This is a genomic window from Aquabacterium commune (genome assembly GCF_004362855.1).
In the GTDB taxonomy this organism is placed as follows: Bacteria; Pseudomonadota; Gammaproteobacteria; order Burkholderiales; family Burkholderiaceae_C; genus Aquabacterium; species Aquabacterium commune.
Genome location: NZ_SNXW01000001.1, coordinates 697,651 through 721,273, shown reverse-complemented (window position 1 = coordinate 721,273; position 23,623 = coordinate 697,651). Strand labels below are relative to the sequence as shown.

Sequence of the window (23,623 nt, the reverse complement as noted above, 5' to 3'; positions counted from 1 at the left end):
TATTTTTTCAGAGCTTGGCCGCGGTTTCTGTGACCGTTTGGCTGAACGCTGCGAAACCATCGCGCCGCAGCACGCAGGCCGGGCAGCTGCCGCAGCCGTATCCCCAGGCATGGCGCTGGCTGCGGTCGCCCAGGTAGCAGGTGTGGGTGTGTTCGGCGATGAGCGCGTTGAGCGCCTCGCCCCCGAGCTGCGCGCTCAGGGCCCAGGTCTGCGCCTTGGTCAACCACATCAGCGGGGTTTCCACCGTCATGGGGCTGTCCAGGCCCAGGCTGACGGCCACTTGCAGCGCTTTGAGGGTGTTGTCGCGGCAATCGGGGTAGCCGGAGAAGTCGGTTTCGCACATGCCGCCCACCAGCACCGAGGCACCGCGGCGGTAGGCCACGGCCGCGGCGAAGGTCAAAAACAGCAGGTTGCGCCCGGGCACGAAGGTGTTGGGCAGGCCATTGGCCTGCATCTCGATGGCGCGCGCCTCGGTCAGGGCGGTGTCGGAAATCTGCCCCAGCAGACGCAGGTCGAGCAGGTGGTCATCGCCCAGGCGGGCCGCCCAGTGCGGGAATTGCGCGCTCAGGGCCGCGCGCACGGTCGGTCGGCAATCCAGCTCCACCTGGTGGCGCTGGCCGTAGTCGAAGCCGATGGTTTCGACGCGTGCGTAGCGGCTCAGGGCCCAGGCCAGGCACACGGTCGAGTCCTGCCCACCGGAAAACACCACCAGGGCGGTGCGCGGGTCGAGGTGCGACAGGGATGGGGCTGCGACAGGGGGAAGCATGGGCCAGAGCATAGTCCATGGCCGAGGGCCGTCGGGCCCACCGCGATCCGGGGCATGTCCCTGCGCACCGTGGGCGCCGGTTCTGCGCGACAATAGAGGGTTTCCTCCCAGCCCAAAGCCGTCACCAGGCGCTCCCGACACCATGGCCGCGTTCAACCAAGAATCCGTCACCCACGTCCACCACTGGAACGACACCCTGTTCAGCTTCAAGACCACGCGCGACCCGGCGCTGCGCTTTGCCAGTGGTCATTTCGTGATGATCGGGCTGGAAGTCGATGGCAAGCCGCTGATGCGCGCCTACTCCATCGCCAGTGCGAACTACGAAGAGCACCTGGAATTCCTGTCGATCAAGGTGCAGAACGGCCCGCTGACCTCGCGCCTGCAGCACCTGAAGGTGGGAGACAAGATTTTGGTCAGCCGCAAGGCCGTGGGCACGCTGGTGGTCGATGACCTCAAGCCCGCGCCCAACCTCTACCTGTTCGGCACCGGCACTGGCCTGGCGCCCTTCATGAGCATCATCCAGGACCCCTACACCTACGAGAAATTCGACAAGGTGGTGCTGGTCCATGGTGTGCGCACGGTCAGCGAGCTGGCTTACCACGACTTCATCTCGCAAGAGCTGCCCGACCACGAGCTGCTGGGCGAGCTGGTGCGCGACAAGCTGCTTTACTACCCGCTGGTCACCCGCGAGGAATTCCGCAACCAGGGCCGCCTGACCGACCTGATCGAGAACGGCAAGATGGCCGCCGACTTGGGGCTGCAGCCCCTGAACCCGCACACCGACCGCGCCATGATGTGCGGCAGCCCCTCCATGCTGACCGACCTGTGCAAGATCCTGGACGCCCGCGGCTTCAAGATCTCGCCCTCGCAGGGTGAGGCCGGCGACTACGTCATCGAGCGGGCTTTCGTCGAGAAGTGACGCCGCATGGCGGCCACCTTCGGGTGGTCCCAGTAGGTGTCGAAGAAGTAGTGCATGACGGTGTTGACGAGGGGCTCGACGAAGGTCACGGCCCCCGCCACCGCGAGGTTGCCCGTGAGGGCATAGGTCACCCCGAAGGACGTGCCCACGTGGAGGGCGCCGAAAGTTGCGGTCTTGGCCATGGGGAGCTCCTTTCCGGGTTGTTTCTCAATCAAGAATGATTCTCATTATCTTGATGGCGGGCCACTTCGCAAGGCAAGCGTCTGCATCACCCCGATAGGCGCAGGCCATCGGCCCCCCTGTTCGGGGTCGTGCCCATGGCAGCGGCGCGGCTTTGTTGAATACTTCATGGTCCAACGGAGTCCATCCATGCCTGTGTTCCCCAGCGCCTTCGCGCGCCCGACCCCAACTTCAGCCGCTTCAGGCCGGATCCACTGGCTGGCCTCCTGGTTCACGCCCCTGATCGCGGCGGCGGCCTACCTGCTCTTCTGGCCCACACCCGTCACCCCCGTGGCCTGGGACGCGCCCACCAACCTGGGCCACAGCGGGGCTCATGCCGCCAACACCCGCCTGACGCCGCTGCAGCAGATCCCGCTGGGGGCCGGGCAGGCAGGGCCGGAGCACATCCTCGCGCATGGCGGCTGGCTGTACAGCGGCCTGTCCAATGGCGACGTGCTGCGCCTGGACACCCGCGGCGAGCGCCAGAGCGTGGTCGTCAACACCGGCGGTCGCCCACTGGGCTTGGACGTCGATGCGCAAGGCCGCCTGCTGGTGGCCGACGCCATGAAGGGCCTGTTGCGCGTGACCGGCCAGGGCGCCGAGGCCCGGACCGAAACGCTGCTGGCCACCGTGTCCCACCCCGTGCCCAACGACCCGGTGCGCTACGCCGATGCCATCAAAGTGGGCCCCGACGGCACCCTGTGGCTCACCGACGCCACGCGCCGCTTTGGCGCCAAGGACCTGGGCGGCACCTTCGAGGCCAGCGTGCTCGACATCCTGGAGCACAGCTGCACCGGCCGGCTCATCGCGCAAGACCCGGTCACCCTGCAAGCCCGCGTGGCGCTGGACGGCCTGTGCTTCCCCAATGGCATCGCCTTCACGGCCGATGGCAAGCAGATGCTGCTGTCCGAGACCGGCACCTACCGCATCCTCAAGCTGGATCTGGCCAAGCTCTCGCTGGTGCGCACCGCGTCGGGCCACACCGGCGTGCCCACGCTGGCCCAGGCCATGCAGCAGGGCGCGGCCACCGTTTTGCTGGACAACCTGCCAGGCTACCCGGACAACCTCACGCGGGGCGAGGGCGGGCGCATCTGGGTGGGCCTGACCAAGCCGCGCAGCCCGGTGATCGACGCCGCGGCCAAGCACCCGATGCTGCGCAGCATCACCCTGCGCCTGCCTCGCGCGCTGTGGCCCGTGCCCAAGGCCTACGGCCACCTGATCGCTTTCGATGACAACGGCCGGGTGCTGGCCGACTTGCAAGACCCGCAAGGCGCCTATCCCGAAACCACCGCGGCCACCGAGGCCGATGGCAAGCTCTTCGTGCAGAGCCTGCATGCGCACAGCGTGGGCTGGATGGCTTACCCGCCGAAGTGAGTTCCTGGGTGAGCCACTCAGGGCGCCAGCCAGTGTGCGCCTGCGTCCCAGCCCGTTTTGAGGATCAGCGCCCCCACCACCACCAGGAAAGCCAGGCGCACGAAGCCGGCACCGTGCCGCAGCGCCAGGCGCGTGCCCAGGGCGCTGCCAGCCACATTGGCCACGGCCATGGGCAGTGCCAGCGCCCACACCACGTGCCCGTGGGGGATGAACCAGGCCAGCGCGGCCACGTTGGTGGCGAAGTTCAGGCGCTTGGCAGCGGCGCTGGCGTGCAGGAAATCCCAGCCCAGGCCGCGCACCAGCGCGAACACGAAGAAGCTGCCCGTGCCCGGGCCGAACACCCCGTCGTAAAAACCAATGCCCGCGCCCAGCGCCGTGGCCGCCAGCGCCTCCTGCCGGTGTGACAGGTGCGGGGCGTGGGCATGGCCCAGGTCCTTGCGCCACAGGGTGTAGGCCCACACGGCCACCAGCACGGGCGGCAGGGCCAGGCGGAAGTGCGCCGCAGGCACGCGCGTGGCCAGCCAGGCGCCCAGCAGCGCCCCGATCAGGGCGGCCACCATGGCGCCCCACAGGCGGGCCGATGGCAAGCGCACGCGCTGTGCGAACTGCCAGGCCGACCAGCCCGTGCCCCACACCGAAGCGGCCTTGTTCGTGCCCAGCAGCGTGGCCGGCACCGCCTGCGGGAACAGCCCGAACAGCGAGGGCACCATGATGAGCCCGCCGCCGCCCACGATGGCGTCCACCAGCCCGGCGCTGGCCGAGGCCAGCAGCATCAGGCCGATGTTCGCGGGGGTCAGCTCCAGCAAAGCGCAGGCAGGTCAGCTGCGGATTTCACCCTGGCCCAGCACCACGTACTTCAGCGAGGTCAGGCCCTCCAGGCCCACCGGGCCGCGCGCGTGGAACTTGTCCGTGCTGATGCCGATTTCCGCGCCCAGGCCGTACTCGAAGCCGTCGGCGAAACGGGTCGAGGCGTTGATCATCACGCTGGACGAATCGACCTCGCGCACGAAGCGCATGCCATTGGGGTGGTTGGTCGTCAGGATGGCGTCGGTGTGGTGCGAGCCGTAGCGGTTGATGTGCGCAATCGCTTCGTCCAGCGAGTCCACCACCTTCACCGCGATGACCGGGGCGAGGTATTCCTCGAACCAGTCCTGCTCGGTGGCCTCGACCACCTGCGCGCCAGCCACGTCCGACAGGATGGCCTTGGCGCGGGCGTCACAGCGCATCTCCACGCCTTTGTCGGCGAACACGCGGCCGATCAGCGGCAGGAAAGCCGCGGCCTGCGCACTGTGCACCAGCAGCGACTCGGTGGCGTTGCAGGGGCTGTATTTCTGCGTTTTGGCGTTGTCCGTGACCGTCACGGCCAGGGCCAGGTCCACCTCGCTGTCGATGTAGGTGTGGCAATTGCCGTCCAGGTGCTTGATGACGGGCACCTTCGCCTCGGCGCTGATGCGTTCGATCAGGCCCTTGCCGCCGCGCGGGATGATGACGTCCACGTGCTGCGGCATGGCGATGAGTTGGCCCACCGCGGCGCGGTCGGTGGTCTGCACCAACTGCACGGCGTTGGTCGGCAGGCCGGCGTCGGCCAAGGCGGCTTGCACCAGCTTCCACAGCGCGAGGTTGGAGTGGATGGCCTCGGAGCCTCCGCGCAGTACGCAGGCATTGCCGCTCTTGATGGCCAGCGATGCGGCTTCGAGCGTCACGTTCGGGCGCGACTCGTAGATCATGCCGAACACGCCGATGGGCACGCGCATCTGGCCCACGCTGATGCCGGTGGGGCGGCGGCGCATGTGGGTGATTTCGCCGACCGGGTCGGGCAGTGCGGCGACCTGCTCGCAGCTCTCGGCCATGGTGGCGATGACCTTGTCGGTCAGGCGCAGGCGGTCCACCATCGGGGCGGCCAGGCCATGGGCTTGTGCGGCCGCGATGTCGCTGGCGTTGCGCGCCTTGAGCTCGCCAGCGTGCGTGCGGATCTGCTGGGCCAGGGCCAGCAGGGCGTTGTTGCGCGCGGCGGTGCTGGCGGCGGCCATGGCCGTGGCGGCGGTGCGGGCGGCACGGCCCACGGCGTCCATGTAGTCGGGGATGGACTGGGACTCGGACTGGGGCTGGCCTTCGGACCAAGCCACGGAGGCAGAGCCAGAGGCGGAGGTGGATGCGGCGGTGTTCATGCCGCGATTGTCTCAAACCCCGGCCAACCCTGCACCCGCTATGCTGCGGTGGCGTCCTGTCTCGCCTCGCCGTCACGCCGCCTTGATGCCCTGATGCCCTGATGCCCTGATGCCCCGCGACCACCAAGTCATCTACATCCACCCCGAGGCCCCGCCCAAGCCGACGCTGGGCGCGCCTTGCAATGGCTGCGGTGTGTGCTGCCTGGCCGAGCCTTGCCCCGCGGGCATGCTGGTCAGCCGCAAGCGGCATGGGGCGTGCGATGCGTTGGTGTGGTCCGAGGCGAGTGGCGCTGCCCCTGCGCGCTACCAGTGCGGCCTGGTGTTGCGTGCGGTCGGCCCAGGCGCGCCGGACTGGCGGGCGGGGCCGTGGTGGCGCCGTGTCTGGCTGGCCTGGGTGCGCCGCTTGATCTCTGCGGGCAGCGGCTGCGATGCCAGCCTGGACGTGCTCACGCAGCCAGACCATGCTGCGCCCGCCAATGGGGCGGAATCCGGCACGAAATGAGGCCTGTCGCAGGGCTTGTTCCGGCGATGGCGCCAGGCCGCTTTGCCTACGATGGCCTCACCGACCCAGCCACGACACCCCGAGGAGGCCCCATGCGCAAGAAGCTGCTGCAACACACCCTGTTGGTGGCCGTCGCTGTCTGGGCGATGCACCTGGCGCACGGCCCCAGTTCGGCGGACACCGCGTTCACCGCCGGGCCCTTCGCGGCCCAGACCATGGCGATGCGCTGAGGCCTGCCGGAATCTGCTCAGGCCTCTGGCTGAGCGCCACTCAGCGCCAGCCGAACATCATGCTGCGCGCCACCAGGCGCTTGAGCGGCCCCAATTGCTGCACCACGCCCAGCCCCAGCCCGCGCGCCGTCGCCAGGATGGGCGCAGGCCAGGTGAAGCTGCGCGCCAGGAAATCGGTCGTGGCCAGCAGGGCCAGCCGGTCCGGCTGGCGGCGGCGCTCGAAACGGTTCAAGGCACGCCGCACCTGTGGCTGGACATCGGCCTCGGTGTGCCAGGCCTCGGCTTTCAGCGCGGCCAGGAGCTCATGCACATCCCGCATCGCCAGGTTGAAGCCTTGGCCCGCCACCGGGTGCAATGTTTGCGCCGCGTTGCCGATGCGCACCACCGCGCCCTCGCTCACCAGGCGCCGGTGGGCGTTGAGGCCCAGCGGGAAGGCCTGGAGCGGCGAGGTCTGCAGGATGCGGCCCACGCGCGGGTGGAAGATCGTGTTGAGCAGGGTCAGACGCTGGGCCTCGTCGAGGTCCCGCACCGGGTCGTCATCGGATTGCACGCACCACACCAAGGCCGCACGGCGACCGCTGGCGCCCCCTGCCACGACCGGGCCGGGGGGCAGGGGCAGCAAGGCGGCCGGGCCTGACGGGGTGAAGCGCTCATAGGCGGTGCCGTCATCTGCGGTGTCTGCGGCGTCTGAGGTGCCATCTGCCAGAAGCACCTGGCCCACCCAGGCGGTCTGTGCGTAATCGTGGCTCAGGCCGTCGGGCCAGCTCAGCTTGGGCTGGTGCGCGAACACGCCGCCCTCGGCCACCACGACCAGGTCATGGCACTCGGCGATGTCGGCGTCCACCTCGACGCCATCTGCCACCGGCTTGAGGCCCTTGACCGGCGTGCCAAAGCGCATGGCCAGGCGGTGCTCGTCTTGTGCCACGGCCTGCACCCAGGCGGCTTGCAGCGGCGCGACCAGCGTGCCGTAGCTGACCACCGCGCCCAGTTGCGGCACGCCTTGCTCGGCGGCCGAGATGCGCACTTCGGGCTGTTTGGCGCCCGGCCACAGCACGGTGGGTTGTTGCTGCGACACGTGCACCGCGCGGATCGGTGCCTGGCGGCCGCCGCGCTCGATGGCATCCCACACGCCGATGCGGCTCAGCTCTTGCACCGTGCCTTGCGACAGCGCCAGGGTGCGCGCGTCGGCGGAGACGTCAACATCGGCCGGGCGGGCATCGAACACCGTGATGTGGGCCTCGGGCAGGGCGCGCGCGGCCTGCAAGGCCAGGCTCAGGCCCGCAGGGCCGGCGCCGACGATGGCCAGGCGCAAGGGCGGCGAGGCCGGCGCGCGCGGGGCGCTGGCATCTGGCGGAAGTTCGGGCTGGGCGGCGGGCATGGCGAGGTCTCGGGCAAATGGAGCGTCATGGGGCGTCATGGGGCGACTGGCTGGGCGCCGAACGCAGGCGCCAGGGCCCCAGCGGGTCGCACGCACCACACATTGTGAGGTGCTTTGAGGACACTGACACAGTCGGGATGGCGCTGCTTTCTATAATCCGCACTTGTCCCCCCTCCGGGACGACGCTGCTGAGGCGTTCTCAGGGCGCTTACCGCTTGCCGACCGCGTGACCTCCACCCCCTCCCCCGCCAGCTACCGCACCCTTGCCGCCGCCGACATGGCCGAGGTCGATCAGGTCATCCACCGTCGCTTGGCATCCCAGGTTGTGCTGGTCAACCAGATCTCCCACTACATCGTCAGTGCCGGTGGCAAGCGCGTGCGCCCCATGCTGCTGCTGCTGATTTCCGGGGCGCTGGGCAACCGTTCCAGCGAACGGCATGAGCTGGCCGCCGTGGTCGAGTTCATCCACACCGCCACGCTGCTGCACGACGACGTGGTCGATGAGTCCGACCTGCGCCGCGGCCGCAAGACGGCCAACGCCCTGTTCGGCAACGCGGCCAGCGTGCTGGTGGGCGACTTCCTTTACTCGCGCGCCTTCCAGATGATGGTCTCCACCAACCGCATGCGGGTGATGGAGATCCTGGCCGAGGCCACCAACGTGATCGCCGAGGGCGAGGTCCTGCAGCTCATCAACATGCACGACCCCGACATCTCGGTGGACGACTACCTGCGCGTCATCGAGTACAAAACCGCCAAGCTGTTCGAGGCCTCGGCCCGCCTGGGCGCTGTCATCACCGACGCCCCTGCCGAGGTGGAAGCCGCCTGCGCCGACTACGGCCGCGCGCTCGGCACGGCCTTCCAGCTCATCGACGACCTGCTCGACTACGAAGGCTCAACGGCCGAACTGGGCAAGAACATCGGCGACGACCTGCGCGAGGGCAAGCCGACGCTGCCGCTGCTGGTGGCCATGCAGCGCGGCACGCCCGAGCAGGCCGCGCTGATCCGCCACGCCATCGAGCACGGCGAGGTCGAGCGCATGGCCCAGATCGTCGAGATCGTGAAAGCCACGGGCGCGCTGGACGCCACCCGCGAGGCCGCCCAGGCCCAGGTGGACCAGGCCCAGCGCAGCCTGAGCGCGCTGCCATCGTCCGAATGGCGCGAAGCTCTGCTACAATTGTCGTTTGATTCGATCCACCGCTCCAGCTGACGGCTGCGGGTGCGTTTGCTGGAATGCAATGCAAGCAGATCGACATCGGGGTGTAGCTTAGCCTGGTAGAGCGCTACGTTCGGGACGTAGAGGCCGGAGGTTCGAATCCTCTCACCCCGACCAGGATTGCACATGGTCACGCCGCGAAGGTGTCCCCACGGGGATCATCTCGCGGCGTTGTCGTTTGTGATCGGTGGTGCGGAAGTGGGTGCCGTGGTGGCCTGAGCGGGCCGCCAGAAGCTGTCCGTCACGCCTTGCGCCCGGGCCGTGAAGTAGCGCACCGTCAGGCTGTGGGCCATGGCCTCGCGGCCGGCCGCGACGAGGGCGTCGATGTCCTGCTCAGGCAGCTTCAGCCGCGTGGGGATGGCGTTGAGGGCTTGCGCGCGCGCAGGCGCCAGGTCGCCGAAAGAGAGCCGTGTCACAGTGAACTGCACGTCGTCGCAGCGCCAGCCGGGTTGCTGGGTTCGGATGTGGCGCTGCTCTTCCTCGGACAGCTTGCAGCGGTAGCGGACGGTGTCGTCCTGCCAACGGCGAACCAGTTGCACGAAGTTGTCGTGGCTCAGGCGCACATTGGTGTCGATGGCCGCGTCGATGGCGGCCATGGCCAGGTCGATGCCGCTGGGGCCGTCGAGGGCCTGGTTCAGGTTCCCGCCCGGTTGCTGTCCGCCATCGACCACCACGAAGAGCAGGTGGCGGATGCGGGTGGCATCGCGCTCCGACCAGGGGGCATGGGGCGTGCCCATCAACAGGCGCGATTGCTGGATGCTGCTGAGGCCGAAGTTGTCGCTCAGGCCGCCATCGACCAGCTTGACGTAGCGGCCCGTGCCGAGGTCGCGGAAATCGTGCAGGGTCTGCAGCAGCGACCTGGCCAGCATGGACTCTCCGAAGGCCAGGCCGTAGCCGTCCACCCAGTCGGGCAAGGGCGCCTGGCAGCGCTCAGGGTGCTTCTCCAGCACGATCGGGGTGAAGACGACGGGCACGGCCATCGAGGCCGCGACGGCTTCCGACACGGGGAAGCTGGAGAGGTCGCTGCACAGCGCGTCGAAGGCCCGCTGGTGGAAGGGGAAGGCGATGCGCTGGCGCAGGTTGGTGGCGTTGATCCAGACCACCGGGCGCCCCTGCTGGCTCATCTGGGCAAAGGTGGCGCCCTTGAACACCGTCTGGTCCAGCCAGGTCGGCAGCGTGCTGCGGTCGTTGAGGCCGCCGGAGAGCAGTCGCCAGATGTTGCGCGGGTTGAAGAGGCTGGTGCGCAGGGTGCGCTCGCTGTCGCCCAGCAGCGCCAGTCGGCGGAACTCGGGCAGGCCGGCCTTGCCATGCAGGCCGAAGTAGGCCGCCGTCATGGAGCCCCCGGAGACGCTGGTGATGAAGCGCACCTGGTCCAGCAGGCTGCCGCCCTCGCCGTTGGGCAGATCATCCAGCCCCTGCAAGGCGCCCAGGGCGAAGGCCGCTGCCCGTGCGCCGCCGCCCGAGAAGGACAGCATCACCGAGGTCTCCGTCAGGGTGTCGCTGGGGTCCAGGCGTGCGACTGCGGGGGGCGTGGACTCGGTCAGGCCGCGGTTGCGCGGGGTGTTTTCGGGTGCCGAGGTGCAGGCCGTGATCAGGCCCAGCGCGCAGGCGGCCAGCAGGCGGGTCAGGGGTGGGCCGGTGCGGCGACGGGAAGGCTTTGGCACGTTCATGTCGGGATGTGGATGGGAGGTGCGGCTGCTGGATGGTGCCGGAGCCGGTGCCGGCTTGGCATGCAAAATGGGGTGTCGCCACCCCGAGAGTTGCCATGGACAACCCCATCATCGCGCGGATCGCCGCACGCGAATCGACCTTGGGCGAGGGCCTGCGCATCCGACGGGCCCTGCCCACCCGGGAGCGCCGCATGGTCGGTGCCTGGTGCTTCCTCGACCACATTGGCCCCATCGCTTTCGGGCCCGGGCAAGGCCTGCACGTGGGCGCGCACCCGCACACCTGCCTGCAGACTTTCACCTGGATGATCGAAGGCGAGATATGGCACCGCGACAGCCTGGGCAGCGACCAGGTCATCCGGCCAGGACAGGTCAACCTCATGACCGCGGGACGGGGCATCGTGCACACGGAAGACTCGGTGGCGCCTGGCCAGCGCATGCACGCCGCACAGCTCTGGATCGCGCTGCCCCCGGAAGCCGCCGAGGGCGATCCGGCGTTCGAGCACCACGCCGAGTTGCCCCGCTGGACGCAGGACGGCTGCGATGTCACCCTGCTGGTGGGCCACTGGGGCGGGCACACGGCGCCCACGCGGGTCCATTCGCCTCTGGTCGGGCTGGACATCGCCGGCCCGCCAGCCTCGGGGCTGAATGCGCCCATGAACGTGCCCATCGACCTGCCACTGCGGCCGGACTTCGAGCACGGCCTCTTGCCGCTGGAGGGCGAAGTGCACATCGACGGTGCCGAGGGCCCGCAGCGCTTGGTGGCGGGCGAATTCGCCCATCTGGCGCCCGGCGCCCATCAGGCTCGCCTGACGCTGGCTCCGGGCAGCCGCGTCCTGCTCATCGGCGGCGAGCCCTGGCCGCATCCCATGGTGATGTGGTGGAACTTCGTCGGACCCAGCCAGGCGCACATCGTCCGGGCGCAGGCCGACTGGGAGTCCGGCGCGCCCCGGTTCGGCCGGGTCCCGGGTGACGGCGGCCACCGCTTGCAGGCACCGCCGCTCCCGTGGAAGGCCTGAACCAGACCTGAGCGCGCGCGGCGCCCCCGGCTCGCCGGCTCGTTCAGGGCGCCAGCTTGGCCGGGTTGGCCTTCGGCGCGGTGATCGACGACACCTGCAGGCGGTTGAGGCCGTCGCGTACCTCGAGGGCCGCCCCCAGCGTTTGCACGTTGCTGATGGCTGCGGCGGTGTCCACCTGCCAGAACTCGCACACGCAGCGTTGGGCGTTGGCGTCGATCAGCATGTAGCCGCGCTTGTCCAGGTCGATGTGCTTGAAGTGCGGGTTGGCCGGCTTGAGGCTGTTGGCCACGGCGCCGGTCGGGTCGTTCACGCCGGGCGAGCTCACCGAGGTGCCCACGAACTCCACGGCCAGCGAGCCTTCGCCCGTCAGCGGGTTGTAGCCGCCCAACGAGGGCTCGGGGTTGTTCGGGTCTTGCGTCAGGTCGGCGGCCCAGGCGCTGTGGATGTCGCCCGTCAGCACCACCACGTTGTTCACGGGCTTGGCACCGTTGTTAGCACCGTTCACACCCTTGATGACGTCATAGACGCGGTTACGGGCGGGCTGGTAGCCGTCCCACTGGTCCGAGTTGAAGAAGATGCCGCCGCCCAGGGCATTGGGCGCACCGCGCACCTTGAGCTGGGCGAACATGACGCCCTGGCCCAGCACCTTCCATTTCGCGGTGCTGGTGCGCAGTTTGTCGAACAGCCAGGCCTCGTCTGTGGCACCCAGCAGCTGCCGGGCCGGGTCGGCGAAGGCGCCGGTCTGCGTGAAGGCCAGGCCCAGCGGCGTGGGGATGCTGCCGTCGAGTTGCTGGGCACGGCCGGCCAGGCGCTCCTCCAGCATGATCAGGTCCACCAGGTTGCCGAAGGCGAAGCTGCGGCTGTTGCGGCGCAGGTTGGCCGGGTCCACCACGCGCACGGGCATCCATTCGTAGTAAGCCTGCAGAGCGGCCTTGACGCGCTCGGGCCAGGCACCTTCGGTGTCGCCCTGGTGGTTTTCGGCGCCGTCCAGCCAGGCGTTGTTGGCCGTTTCGTGGTCGTCCCAGATGGCGATCAGCGGGTGCTGGCGGTGCATGGCCTGGGAGTCGGCGTCGCGCTTGTACTGCGCGTGGCGCATCCGGTAATCGGCCAGGGTGACGATTTCGTGCGCCGGCTCGCAGGGGCGCACATCGCCATACTGACCATCGCCGTATTCGTAGATGTAGTCGCCCAGGTGCACGACCATGTCCAGGTCGGCGCGCTCGGCGATCTGGCGGTAGGCGTTGAAGTAGCCGTAGGCGAAGTTGGAGCAGCTCACCACGGCCATGCGCAGGTGCTGGGCCTCGCCCTTGCCGTTGCCCTTTGGCAGGGTCTTGGTGCGGCCGATGGCCGAGATGACACCCTGGGCGCGGAACTGGTAGTAATAGGTCGTGTCAGGGCGCAGGCCGGTGACGTCAATCTTGACCGTGTGGTCGCGCTCGGGGCCGGTCTTGAATTTGCCGCGGGCGACCAGGCGCTTGAAACGAGGGTCCAGGGCGACCACGAAGTGCACCATGACTTTGCCGTCGCGGCGGACGTCGTCGTCCTCGCGCTCATCGTCCTCGCGCCCTGCCGGCGCCGGCTCGGTGGCGTCCAGACGGGGCGTCACGCGGGTCCAGAGGATCACGCGGTCTTGCAGCGGGTCACCGCTGGCCACGCCATGCTGGAACACGGGGTTGGCGCTGGCGCCGCTGCGGTCGGCCGATGCCGCCGACAGGCCGCCCATGGGCACGAGCGGCGTGGCGGCCACGACCATGGCGGCACCGCCAGCAGAGCGCTTGAAGAAGTCGCGGCGGCTGGTGCCGGTGCGTTGCGGTTTGACGTGGCTGGGACGGCCCATGGTGTGCACTCCGATGACGATGGATCGTCCGGACTGTGCGCGGGGCGTTTGACGGTGCCGTGATGCGGGCGCAGGCCGATCGGCCCAGGGCTCAGTCCTGCGAAGGCTCGCGCAGGCTGTCTAGCAGCCGGGAGAGGTCCTCGTGCGCGCGAGCGCGGTGCTCCCGGATCGTGTGCGTCACGGTGTCAGGGTTGCCACGCTCCTTGCGTTGGCGCCGTGCGCGGCTGATGGCGCGCAGCGCGGGCTGCAAGGCGTGCAGGGCGTCGATGTCGGCCAGAGCCGCGTGGCGCGCCGACATCCACTCCAGCGCTGTCTGGCGGGCGTCGGGCGTGAGCTCGTCCAGGCTGACGCTCAGCTCGGCCGTGGGCAAACCTTGCGCGTTGGCAGCGGTCAGGCGCACCTGTTGGTCGTGTGAGCGCACACCACTCAACAGCCGAGGTTGGGCCAGAGGGTCGCGCTGCAGGTGTTGCCGGCCGTCGGTGCCAGAGGTCACCGACAAGCCGCGCAGCCGCGCGTGCTCCGGGCCGATGGCCGCCTCGGCATTGGCTTGCGCGATCCGCTCGATGCGCTCCGGGTCGAAGGCCAGCCGGGGCAGCTCGCCCAAGGGGCCATGCAGGAGGTCGGCCAGCTGCACCCAGCGTGCCGCCAGGGCCTCGTCCAGGGGTTGGGCCACGAAGTACAGCACATCGGTCATGCCGCAATAGACCGCCGCCGACAGCCGCACGGGCAAGGTGCGGCAGGCCGAGCCAGGTTCGGCCACATGGAAGACGTGGTCGCCCAGCTCGATGCCGAAGTCGGGCGGGCCATAGGGCCGTTGCTGCCCCAGCTCCACCGTGCGGTCAAGGTAAACGTCCATGGCCTGGCTGTTGTCTTGTGTATGCCCTTGATTCTGGCATGACAAGCGTGACAGGCCAACGGCCCAAAAGGCAGGAAAAAGCGAAGGATCTTGTGCGGTGGTCGATGCTCGTCGAGGTGCTTCAGCCCATGGCCGCGTTGAGGTCTTCGGCTGCCAGGCCCTTGTTCCGTGCGTGGGTGCGGGCGCTCGTGGTGCCCAGCGGGGTCTGTTCCAGCAACAGGGGACGCACCCAGCGCAGCGACACTGCGATGCCCGCCAGCACGGCCAGCACGTACAGGGCCATGAAGCCGTTGTAGCCCAGGATGGGCGTCCAGGCCTTGGCCATGCCCAGGAAAACCGCATAGCCCCAGGAGGCGGCGCTCACGGCTCCCAGGATGGCTGCCAGGCGGACGTCGGACTCGGTGGGCATCTTCGTCTCACCGAGGGCGTGCAGGGTGTAGCGGTGCAGCAGGAAGCCGTTGAGGCTGAGGATGGCCACGACCGTCAGCTTGGCCTGCAATTTGGGCGCTTTGGCCAGCGAGAGCGCGACGGTGGACATGTCCAGCGCGATGACGGACAGCCCCGTCAGCCACAAGGCCAACAGTGACCAGGCGACCGCGCGGCTGGCCTTGAGCATCAGTTCCCGGTTCACGGGGCGGTGCCTCAGGATGGCGTAGTCACCGAAGGCGATCGAGATGCCGGCGGCGATCAGGCAGGCCAGGTGCAGGAAAATCAGCACCGAGCGGACGAGCTCGTAGAAGTGGGGCTGGGTCATGGGGCTTCCTCCGTGATGCAGGCCGTCGAATTCGCGGCCTTTGGGAGACTTTGTACCGAGTTGCCTTGACTTGCGTGCGGGATGGGGTCGTCCTGAGGGGTGGATTTGGAAACAACGTGTTGCAGACCGGTAAGCGAATCTTTCGGAGTGTTTCTTCGTGAAACGCGCGTAATGCGAGGCGTTATTTGCGCACGATGTGAAATTTCAATGCGGCGTTTGCCACAAGAAAAAAGCCCCAAGTCGGTGTGACTCAGGGCTTTTTGGGCCTCAAGAGGGGTGCTTGAGGCGGGTGTATGGTGGAGCCGGGGGGAATTGAACCCCCGTCCGTCAGCCATCAACGAGCAGATCTACATGTTTAGCTGTCTGATTTGATTCTCACCGTCCTGATCGCGCAGCAGCACGCTACCAGTCCAGCCAGTCACTGAATCTCGACCTGTACCGAGTGACCCGGTGCAGACCCAGCCCATGAAAGTGACCTCGCAGTCCTTGCCTTGCGGCTCAGACCCAGCCCATGGGCCGACTGTTGCGAGGCTCACCGGTATTAAGCGGCGAGTGCGAACGATTGATCGTTGGCGTTTGGTTTTTTTCCAGATGGATTTACGAGCTGACTGGTGCTCGACATGCCCTGTCCCGAATCCGCACCAACGTCGAAACCAGGTCGGCCCCAGGGAGAGAGTGCCATTGTAGGCGGTATGACCCGCCGCCGCTGACATATCTGTCATCTGGGGTGCCGCGGAGGCTTTTCAAGGGGCGTCAGCTCGCATCGGCCTTCACATCGGCGGTCAGGCTGCGGCACAGCTGGTCGAGCACCTCCTCGTCGTCGGCAGACAGCTCGCCGGCACTCAGGCGCGCCATGCGTTCGATGGTGTGCAGGCGGGCGCGCAAGGCGTCTTGCACGGCCTCGGCTTCGGCGATCTGGTCCACGCCGATGGCGCCCGGGCTCCACAGGCCGCTCTCGTTCCAGCCTTGGCGCAGCTTGTGCAGCAGGTGGCGGCTGAGGTCGGCGGCGCGTTGCAAGCCGGGGCTGGGGTCCGGGGGCAGGGCGGTGTCCAGGCGATTGAGGGCGCCTTGCAGCGCGAAGTCGAGCTGGGCCATGTGGTGCAGCAGGTCTTCGGTGGAGTGCCGCGTCACCAGGGGCGTGACGATGCGCGCGGCCGCGGCCAGCGGTCCGGCCAGGTGCTCGTCGAACTCGCCGGGCACGACGCGCAGGGCCACGCTGGCGTGGTGCAGGTTGGCGCCGGGCTGGCGCAAGGCGGCCAGGGCCATCTCGGTGGCGGCCAGCAGGCGGCCCAGGGGTGAGATCTGATCGCCCTGCAGGCGGTGGGGGTAGCCCGAGCCGTCGAGGTGCTCGTGGTGCTCTGCAATGGCGCGGACGATGTCTTTCGGGTAGTCGGTCAGCTGGGACAGCAGCAGCTGACCGATGTGCGGGTGAACGACGAGTTGCCGGTAGGTGGCCACGTCCAGCGCCTTGCCGGCATCGGCTTCGCCGAATTCGGGGGCGATGTACATCTCGCCGATGTCATGGAGCAAGCCGGCCGTCATGGCCAGCACGACCAGGCGGGCGTCGGCGCCACGCGTCAGCGTCTGGGCATGCATCAGGGCGCCAGCGACCGCCATGGCCTCCACGGCGTGGGCAAAGGCTTGCGGGCGGGCGCTCTGGCTGGCGCTCAGCAGCAGCTGGGCCACCGGGTGCAGGCGCACGGCCTCGGCGCCGTGTTGCAAGGCCGCGGCGTGTTGGCGCAGCAGCGGTGCCAGCGGGCCTTCTTCTTCGATGAGCTGCCGCACGGCCAGGCGCAGGGCTTCGGCGGTGACGCCGTTCTCGGCGATCAGGCAGGTCTCCAGCGGATGCTGAAGGGCACGGTCCATCAGCCTGCGCTGCAGCTCGCGGGAGACCGGCTGGTCGCGCGCCCACAGCTTCATCCCGTGGATGTCGAAGATGTCGCGCGCAGCGATGATCGACCGGGTTTCGCTGGCCTCCAGGATGATGGCCAGGGCGTGGGGGTTGGCAGTCTGGAAACCGCCGTCGGTCAGGGCTAGGGACATGGGGTCTCCTGGTGCGCCACAGCATGGCGTGTCGAGGATATCGGCCCGCGCCGCCCGGGCTTGAGCGGCTTTACCCTGAGGACGGCGGTGTCAGCGGCCCATCAGCTGCGGTAATCGGCGTTGATCGTGACGTAGTCGTGGGACAGGTCACAGGTCCAGACGGTGGCCGAGGCGGTGCCGCGGCTCAGGCCGACGCGGATGGTGATTTCCGATTGCTTCATCACGCGCTGGCCGTCTGCTTCGGTGTATTCGGGGCGGCGGCCGCCTTTCGTGACCACGTGGACGTCGTCCAGGTGCAGCTCGATGAGGCTCTGGTCGAGGTCGTCGATGCCGGCGTAGCCCACGGCGGCCAGGATGCGGCCCAGGTTGGGGTCGGAGGCAAAGAAAGCGGTCTTGACCAGCGGCGAGTGGGCGATGGCGTAGGCGGCCTTGGCGCACTCGGCCTTGTCGCGGCCACCCTCGATGGTGATGGTGATGAACTTGGTGGCGCCTTCGCCGTCGCGCACGATGGCCTGGGCCAGTTGCTGCGACACGGCCACGATGGCGGCGCGCAGGGCTTGGCCCTCGGCGCTGTTCAGGTCGGTGATTTCGGCGTGGGCGGCCTGGCGGGTGGCGATCAGCACGAAGCTGTCGTTGGTCGAGGTGTCGCCGTCGATGGTGATGCGGTTGAAGGACGCGTCGGCGGCTTCGGTCACCATGGCCTGCAGCAGGCCGGGCGCGACCTTGGCGTCGGTGGCCACGTAGCCCAGCATGGTCGCCATGTTGGGCTTGATCATGCCGGCGCCCTTGCTGATGCCGGTGATGGTGACGGTGGCACCGCCGATCGTGATCTGGCGGGACGCGGCCTTGGGCAGGGTGTCCGTCGTCATGATGCCTTCGGCGGCCACGGCCCAGTTGTCGGCTTTCAGGTCGGCGATGGCGGCGGGCAAGCCGGCTTCGATGCGCTCGACCGGCAGCGTTTCCATGATGACGCCGGTGGAAAACGGCAGGATCTGTTCGGGCGAGAGGTGCAGCTGGCGCGCCAGGGCGATGGTGCTTGCGCGGGCGCGCACCAGGCCGTCTTCGCCGGTGCCGGCGTTGGCGTTGCCGGTGTTGATCAGCAGGGCACGGATGTCGGTGCGGCCGGCCAGGCGCTCGCGGCACAGCTGCACGGGCGCGGCACAGAAGCGGTTTTGGGTGAACACACCGGCCACGGCGCTGCCTTCGTCGAGGGTGACGACGGTCAGGTCACGGCGGTTGGCCTTGCGCACGCCGGCCATCGCGATGCCCAGCTTCACGCCGGGCACAGGGTGCAGGTCAGAGGGGTTCGGGGCGGTCAGGTTGACAGGCATGGTGTGCGGGCTTCAAGGCGTGCTGCGGAGGGGAAACCCGATTGTGCAGCATGGCGTGGCCCCCTGCCGTCCCGGCGCGCGGGCGCTCAGGGTTGTGAGGGCAGCATCCAGCCTTTGAACCATGCCTGCAGCTCGGGGACGGACGTCACGGCCAGCGGTGCGAACGACACGATGACCAGCCCCAACGTCATCACTGCACAGGGCAGGATCCAGCGCTCGTAGCGGCGGTAAAACGATTGCGAGGCCACCTCTTTGTCGGCGGCCGCCATCAGGTCGTCGCCCACCACCTGACGGGCCAGCAGCTGGTTGAGGGCGACCGGTGGCATCAGGTAGCCGAGTTCGAACGCCACCAGCACCATCACCCAGAAGTGAACCGGGTCGATGCCGCTCTTGTAGGCCAGCGGCGCCAGGGTGCCCGAGACCAGGAAGATGGCGCCCAGCGGCTCCATGAACATGCCCAGCACGACCAGGCTGATCGACATGAAGGTCATGGCGGTCCAGGCGCTGTCAAAGACGTCGGGGGCGAGGTGGATGATGCCCGACCGCTCGATGACACCGCCAGCAGCCTGGGACAGCAGGATCAGGAACATGTAGCCGCCGAGGTGCTCCACCGTTTCCACGGTGGCCACGCCCAGCGACGACCTCACACCCTTCTCGCGGTGCATGGCGAAGGCCAGGTGCTCGGACTTGGGGCCGAAGCCGCGGGCCAGCAGCAGTTTGTCGAAGACGACGATGAAGATCATCATCACCGGCATGATGATGGGCGCGGTGATTTCGTTGAGTGAAGCGTCCAGCACCCCATCGTAGAAAGCGATGACCGCCGCCACCACGGCGATGTAGGGCAGCAGCGTGGGGACCTGGCGCAGCATGGCCGGCAGGGCCTGGCGTGCGGGAGCGACCTCGATGGTGTGGCGTTCGCGGCGCATTTGCGAGGCCACGAAGAACAGCGTCGAGGTCAGGAAGAAGACGTACAAGCCCCAGTGGAACAGCTCGTCGCTGGTGACTTCCTTGTTGACCGCGACGATGGCCACCACCAGCAGGCTGGGGCGCAGCACCACACCCAGCGAGCCGGACATGGCGGTGGCCGCCAGGGCGTACTGGCTGCTGCCGCCCACCGCGCGGATCTCGTGGTAAGTGATGGCGCCTGCGGCCATCACGAAGGCACCTGAGCCGCCCGTGTAGGCCGTCGGGATGGCGGCTGCCAGCAAGATGATGTAAGTCAGGGCCTCGGGCGAGAGCTTCCACGGCCGCAACAAGTTCATGAAGACGTCCACCATGCGGCTTTGCTTGAACAACATGCCGCCCCAGATGAACAAGGCCAGCTGCAGCGGGAGGTTCGGGAACTCCATCAGCGCGTTGGTGTAGATGGCCAGGCCTGAGGGGTGGTCGGTGCTGAAGAAGTAGTGCGCCGAGCTCAAGGTCATCAGGCCGGCCAGGGGCACGGCTTTGAGGGCGTTCAGCCAGCTGCCTTCGCCCAGTTGCTGGCTGTTGTCAGGCCGGTGGGGGCGCAGGGTTTGCCAGGCACTGACGAGCATGAGCGAGCCGAACATCAGCATCCAGCCGAAGTGGATGTGCGGGTCCTCGATGGGCACGCCGGAGTCTCCGGAGATCTGGTAGTAGCGCACCGCTGACCACATGGACAGCGACGAGGCGGCCAGCATGGTCCAGGCCTGCACCTTGAAGTCGCGCGGGTGGCGGGGCGCGACCAGGCTGATGTGGTGGTATCCCACGGTGGTGGCCAGGATGGTCACGCCCATGAGCAGCAGCAGGATCAGGGGACGGTTGTCGCTGCCGAACTGGAACAGACCGAAAAAGCTGGTCTCCAGGGCGCGGAAGGCCTTCAGCTGCGGCGTGATGTGGGCGACGAGGCTGTTGTGCAGGGCGTGGCGCTCGATGCAGTTCTGCACGGTGGCCGACAAGGAGGCGCGCGTCGCGGCCTCGTCGAAGGTCTTGGCGCCCAGCAGGTCGTCGAGGTCGTCCGGCTTGGGGCTGGTGGTGGCGCCACTGGCGGCTGCTGCGGCCTGGCGGGCGATCTCCCGATCGACGTTGACGGTCGGGTCACAGGCGGGTTTCTCGGGGTCGGCCCTCAGCAGGAAGTACTGGACCTGGTGGGCGGGGTCGTTGAACACCATTTCGCCCACTTTGAGCAATTGGCCGTGGACCATCTCGCCGGTGCTGATGACCAGGGTCAGGAGCAGCAACGCCAGCGTGGCCAGGGTGGTCAGGCGGCTCAGCCAGGAGGAACCCAGCGGGTGGGTGGGGCGCGATGTGCTCAAGGTGGCTCCAGTCAGGGCGCGTCTTGGCGCCTCTTGTCATGTGGTTGAAAATGCGACAGGGTTCGACACGTTCCGGCCCGAAAAGACAACAAGGCCCGCGGAGGGCCTTGTCGGTGGGTGTGAGCCGAGGGCGTCAGGCGCCGTGCTCAGCCCAGCTTGCCGTGACAGTTCTTGTACTTCTGGCCGCTGCCGCAAGGGCAGGGATCGTTGCGGCCCACGCGCGCCACCGGCTGGGCGGCGGTGGCCGGGTCGGTCTCGGTGGCCACCGAGCCATCCTCGTTGGGATGGGTGTAGGTGACGTTGATGAAGCTTTCGCCGCGTTGCTCGATGGCCTGGGCAGCGGCTTCGACCTCTTCTCGGCTCTGGACGCGCACGGTCAGCAGCTTGCGGGTGACGTCCATCTTGACCACGTCCAGCAGCTGTCCGAACAGCTCGAAGGCCTCGCGCTTGTACTCCTGCTTGGGGTTCTTCTGGGCGTAGCCGCGCAGGTGGATGCCCTGACGCAGGTAGTCGAGGGCGGCCAGGTGCTCGCGCCAGTGGGTGTCGATGGACTGCAGCAGCACCATGCGCTCGAAGGAGACAAACTGCTCGCGGCCGACGGCCTCGACCTTGGCCTGGTAAGCCGCGTCGGCGGCCTTGACCACGCGCTCCAGCACGTCGTCGGCTTCGGCGGCCTGCTGGGCGTCGATCCACTTGACCAGGTCCACGTCGAGCTGCCATTCGTCGGCCAGCGTCTTCTCCAGCGAGGGCAGGTCCCACTGCTCTTCCAGGCTGTCGGCGGGCACGAAGGTGCGCACGACGTCGGTCATGGCGCCCTTGCGCAGGTTGACGATGGACTCGGTCACATCCACCGTTTCCAGGATCTCGTTGCGCTGCTGGTAGATGACCTTGCGTTGGTCGTTGGAGACGTCGTCGTACTCCAGCAGCTGCTTGCGCATGTCGAAGTTGTGGCCTTCGACCTTGCGTTGCGCGCTCTCGATGCTGCGCGTGACGATGCCGGCCTCGATGGCCTCGCCCTCGGGCATCTTCAGGCGGTCCATGATGGCGCGCACGCGGTCACCGGCGAAGATGCGCATCAGCGTGTCGTCCAGCGACAGGTAAAAGCGCGAGGAGCCGGGGTCGCCCTGGCGGCCGGCACGGCCACGCAGCTGGTTGTCGATGCGGCGGGATTCGTGGCGCTCGGTGGCGATGATGCGCAGACCGCCCAGTTCCTTGACCTTGGCGTTGAGCACCTGTTGCTCGGCCTTCAGCGCCGTGATCTTGGCTTCCTTGGCGGCGTCGTCCAGGGACGCGTCGGCCTCGATCAGCTTGATGTCGTTCTCGACGTTGCCGCCCAGCACGATGTCGGTGCCGCGGCCGGCCATGTTGGTCGCGATGGTGATCATGCCTGGGCGGCCGGCCTGGGCGACGATGTCGGCCTCGCGGGCGTGCTGCTTGGCGTTGAGCACCTGGTGCGGCAGCTTCTCGCGGGTGAGCAGCTGGGCAATGAGCTCGGAGTTCTCGATGGAGGTCGTGCCCACCAGCACCGGCTGGCCGCGCTCGTGGCAGTCGCGGATGTCACCGACGATGGCGTTGAACTTCTCTTGTGCGGTCTTATAGACCAGGTCGAGCTGGTCTTTGCGCGCCAGGATGCGGTTGGGCGGGATGACGATGGTTTCCAGGCCGTAGATTTCCTGGAATTCGTAGGCTTCGGTGTCGGCCGTGCCGGTCATGCCGGCGAGCTTGCCGTACATGCGGAAGTAGTTCTGGAAGGTGATCGAGGCCAGGGTCTGGTTCTCGGCCTGGATCTGCACGCCTTCCTTGGCTTCGACGGCCTGGTGCAGGCCATCCGACCAGCGGCGGCCCGACATCAGGCGGCCGGTGAATTCGTCCACGATGACGACTTCGCCCTGCTGGACCACGTAATGCTGGTCCTTGTTGAACAGGTGGTGTGCACGCAGGGCCGCGTACAGGTGGTGCATCAGCGTGATGTTGGCCGCGTCGTACAGCGACGCGCCTTCGACCAGCAGGCCGGCTTCCAGCAACAGGGCTTCGGCGTTCTCGTGGCCGGCTTCGGTCAGGAAGACCTGGCGGGATTTTTCATCGGCGGTGAAGTCACCGGGTTCGATCACGCCCTCGCCGGTGCGCGGGTCGGCCTCGCCGATCTGCTTCTTCAGGCGCGGCACCACGGCGTTGATGCTCACGTACATCTCGGTGTGGTCTTCGGCCTGGCCGGAGATGATCAGCGGCGTGCGGGCCTCGTCGATCAGGATGGAGTCCACCTCGTCCACGATGGCGAAGTTCAGGCCGCGCTGCACGCGGTCGGCCACTTCATAGACCATGTTGTCGCGCAGGTAGTCGAAGCCGTACTCGTTGTTGGTGCCGTAGGTGATGTCGGCGGCGTAGGCGGCTTGCTTGTCTTCGCGGGGCATCTGGGGCAGGTTGATGCCCACGCTCAGGCCCAGGAAGGTGTAGAGCTTGCCCATCCACTCGGCGTCACGGCGCGCGAGGTAGTCGTTCACCGTCACCAGGTGCACGCCCTTGCCGGTCAGGGCGTTCAGGTACACGGGCAGGGTGGCGGTCAGGGTCTTGCCTTCGCCGGTGCGCATCTCGGCGATCTTGCCGTTGTGCAGGGCCAGGCCGCCCAGCATCTGGACGTCGAAGTGGCGCATTTTGAAGACGCGCTTGGAGCCCTCGCGCACCACGGCGAAGGCCTCGGGCAGGATGGCGTCGAGTGCTTCGCCCTGGGCGATGCGCTGCTTGAATTCTTCGGTCTTGCCGCGCAATTGCTCGTCGGTCAGCGGCTCGAAGCTGGACTCCAGCGCGTTGATCTTGGTGACCGTGCGACGGTATTCCTTGAGCAGGCGTTCGTTACGGCTACCGAAAATCGAGGTGAGAAGCTTGGGCAACATGGAGCGGTCAATCCGGTCGTGCGGTGCGGGTCGGGGGTGCGCAGGCAAGCTGCGCGGTTGACGCGGGCACGCACGTGGCCCAGTCAACCAAAGCCAAAAAGTGTAGCACCGGGGGGTGACCAGAGCGTGGCAGGGTTGGCCAGCCCTCGGTTCCGGGGGTTACGGGGTTTCTGGGGGCAG

The 23,623-nt window shown here is 67.9% G+C and carries 19 protein-coding genes, 1 tRNA gene and 1 other RNA gene; 7 read left to right on the top strand and 14 right to left on the bottom strand.

What is annotated here, in order from left to right:
• Positions 1-7: 7 nt before the first annotated feature.
• On the bottom strand, positions 8-766 hold the full coding sequence (gene queC / locus EV672_RS03245; RefSeq protein ID WP_133606143.1) for a 7-cyano-7-deazaguanine synthase QueC: 759 nt from the start codon (positions 764-766) through the stop codon (positions 8-10).
• Positions 767-908: 142 nt separating this feature from the next.
• Here queC and EV672_RS03240 point away from each other — a divergent pair, with 142 nt between their 5' ends.
• Positions 909-1,685, top strand: a complete 777-nt coding sequence (locus EV672_RS03240) for a ferredoxin--NADP reductase (RefSeq protein WP_133606141.1) — start codon at positions 909-911, stop codon at positions 1,683-1,685.
• Here EV672_RS03240 and EV672_RS03235 read toward each other — a convergent pair.
• Positions 1,652-1,867, bottom strand: a complete 216-nt coding sequence (locus EV672_RS03235; protein WP_133606139.1) for a DUF2061 domain-containing protein — start codon at positions 1,865-1,867, stop codon at positions 1,652-1,654. The genes EV672_RS03240 and EV672_RS03235 overlap by 34 nt on opposite strands.
• A gap of 187 nt (positions 1,868-2,054) precedes the next feature.
• Between EV672_RS03235 and EV672_RS03230 the strand changes: the two genes are divergently transcribed.
• Positions 2,055-3,278, top strand: coding sequence for an SMP-30/gluconolactonase/LRE family protein (locus EV672_RS03230; protein WP_133606137.1), 1,224 nt, complete (start codon positions 2,055-2,057; stop codon positions 3,276-3,278).
• Positions 3,279-3,295: 17 nt separating this feature from the next.
• Here the strand turns inward: EV672_RS03230 and EV672_RS03225 are convergent, their stop codons facing one another.
• Together EV672_RS03225 and EV672_RS03220 are read right to left on the bottom strand one after the other, a co-directional pair.
• A complete protein-coding gene (locus tag EV672_RS03225; RefSeq protein ID WP_133606505.1) occupies positions 3,296-4,051 on the bottom strand; it encodes a sulfite exporter TauE/SafE family protein in 756 nt (251 codons plus the stop codon).
• A 45-nt stretch (positions 4,052-4,096) separates the two neighbouring features.
• Positions 4,097-5,350 (bottom strand): glutamate-5-semialdehyde dehydrogenase, encoded by a 1,254-nt coding sequence (locus tag EV672_RS03220; protein ID WP_243738506.1) that lies wholly within the window; start codon positions 5,348-5,350, stop codon positions 4,097-4,099.
• 205 nt (positions 5,351-5,555) lie between these two features.
• Between EV672_RS03220 and EV672_RS03215 the strand changes: the two genes are divergently transcribed.
• Together EV672_RS03215 and EV672_RS18655 are read left to right on the top strand one after the other, a co-directional pair.
• Positions 5,556-5,948 carry a hypothetical protein gene (locus EV672_RS03215; RefSeq protein ID WP_133606133.1) on the top strand — a complete coding sequence of 131 codons (393 nt, stop codon included), beginning with the start codon at positions 5,556-5,558 and terminating at the stop codon, positions 5,946-5,948.
• Between the two features lie 92 nt (positions 5,949-6,040).
• Complete coding sequence (locus EV672_RS18655) at positions 6,041-6,178, top strand: hypothetical protein (protein ID WP_166643424.1); 138 nt, start codon at positions 6,041-6,043, stop codon at positions 6,176-6,178.
• Positions 6,179-6,218: 40 nt separating this feature from the next.
• Here EV672_RS18655 and EV672_RS03210 read toward each other — a convergent pair whose 3' ends face one another.
• A complete protein-coding gene (locus tag EV672_RS03210) occupies positions 6,219-7,556 on the bottom strand; it encodes an FAD-dependent monooxygenase (protein ID WP_133606131.1) in 1,338 nt (445 codons plus the stop codon).
• Positions 7,557-7,782: 226 nt separating this feature from the next.
• On the opposite strand from EV672_RS03210, the gene ispB reads away from it, so the two are divergent.
• Both ispB and EV672_RS03200 read left to right on the top strand, forming a co-directional pair.
• Entirely contained in the window at positions 7,783-8,763 is a 981-nt protein-coding gene (gene ispB, locus EV672_RS03205; RefSeq protein ID WP_279536167.1) for an octaprenyl diphosphate synthase, read from the top strand.
• A gap of 46 nt (positions 8,764-8,809) precedes the next feature.
• Positions 8,810-8,886 (top strand) — tRNA-Pro (locus tag EV672_RS03200).
• Positions 8,887-8,927: 41 nt separating this feature from the next.
• Here EV672_RS03200 and EV672_RS03195 read toward each other — a convergent pair.
• On the bottom strand, positions 8,928-10,433 hold the full coding sequence (locus EV672_RS03195; RefSeq protein ID WP_243738481.1) for a patatin-like phospholipase family protein: 1,506 nt from the start codon (positions 10,431-10,433) through the stop codon (positions 8,928-8,930).
• 101 nt (positions 10,434-10,534) lie between these two features.
• Between EV672_RS03195 and EV672_RS03190 the strand changes: the two genes are divergently transcribed.
• Positions 10,535-11,455 carry a pirin family protein gene (locus EV672_RS03190; RefSeq protein ID WP_133606129.1) on the top strand — a complete coding sequence of 307 codons (921 nt, stop codon included), beginning with the start codon at positions 10,535-10,537 and terminating at the stop codon, positions 11,453-11,455.
• Between the two features lie 43 nt (positions 11,456-11,498).
• On the opposite strand, the gene EV672_RS03185 is transcribed toward EV672_RS03190, so the two are convergent.
• From EV672_RS03185 to secA, 8 genes are all read right to left on the bottom strand, one after another.
• Positions 11,499-13,292 (bottom strand): alkaline phosphatase D family protein, encoded by a 1,794-nt coding sequence (locus tag EV672_RS03185; protein WP_133606127.1) that lies wholly within the window; start codon positions 13,290-13,292, stop codon positions 11,499-11,501.
• 91 nt (positions 13,293-13,383) lie between these two features.
• Positions 13,384-14,148 carry a hypothetical protein gene (locus EV672_RS03180; RefSeq protein WP_133606125.1) on the bottom strand — a complete coding sequence of 255 codons (765 nt, stop codon included), beginning with the start codon at positions 14,146-14,148 and terminating at the stop codon, positions 13,384-13,386.
• 121 nt (positions 14,149-14,269) lie between these two features.
• Complete coding sequence (locus EV672_RS03175) at positions 14,270-14,902, bottom strand: hypothetical protein (protein ID WP_133606123.1); 633 nt, start codon at positions 14,900-14,902, stop codon at positions 14,270-14,272.
• A gap of 294 nt (positions 14,903-15,196) precedes the next feature.
• Positions 15,197-15,568, bottom strand: a transfer-messenger RNA (tmRNA) gene (gene ssrA / locus EV672_RS03170).
• Positions 15,569-15,655: 87 nt separating this feature from the next.
• Positions 15,656-16,945, bottom strand: coding sequence for an HD-GYP domain-containing protein (locus EV672_RS03165; protein WP_133606122.1), 1,290 nt, complete (start codon positions 16,943-16,945; stop codon positions 15,656-15,658).
• A gap of 101 nt (positions 16,946-17,046) precedes the next feature.
• Positions 17,047-18,276, bottom strand: a complete 1,230-nt coding sequence (argJ, locus tag EV672_RS03160; RefSeq protein ID WP_133606120.1) for a bifunctional glutamate N-acetyltransferase/amino-acid acetyltransferase ArgJ — start codon at positions 18,274-18,276, stop codon at positions 17,047-17,049.
• Between the two features lie 86 nt (positions 18,277-18,362).
• Positions 18,363-20,552 (bottom strand): TRAP transporter large permease subunit, encoded by a 2,190-nt coding sequence (locus EV672_RS03155; protein ID WP_133606118.1) that lies wholly within the window; start codon positions 20,550-20,552, stop codon positions 18,363-18,365.
• A gap of 146 nt (positions 20,553-20,698) precedes the next feature.
• The gene (secA, locus tag EV672_RS03150) at positions 20,699-23,443 is read right to left on the bottom strand and encodes a preprotein translocase subunit SecA (protein WP_133606116.1); all 2,745 of its coding nucleotides are present in this window, start codon (positions 23,441-23,443) and stop codon (positions 20,699-20,701) included.
• Positions 23,444-23,623: the final 180 nt, after the last annotated feature.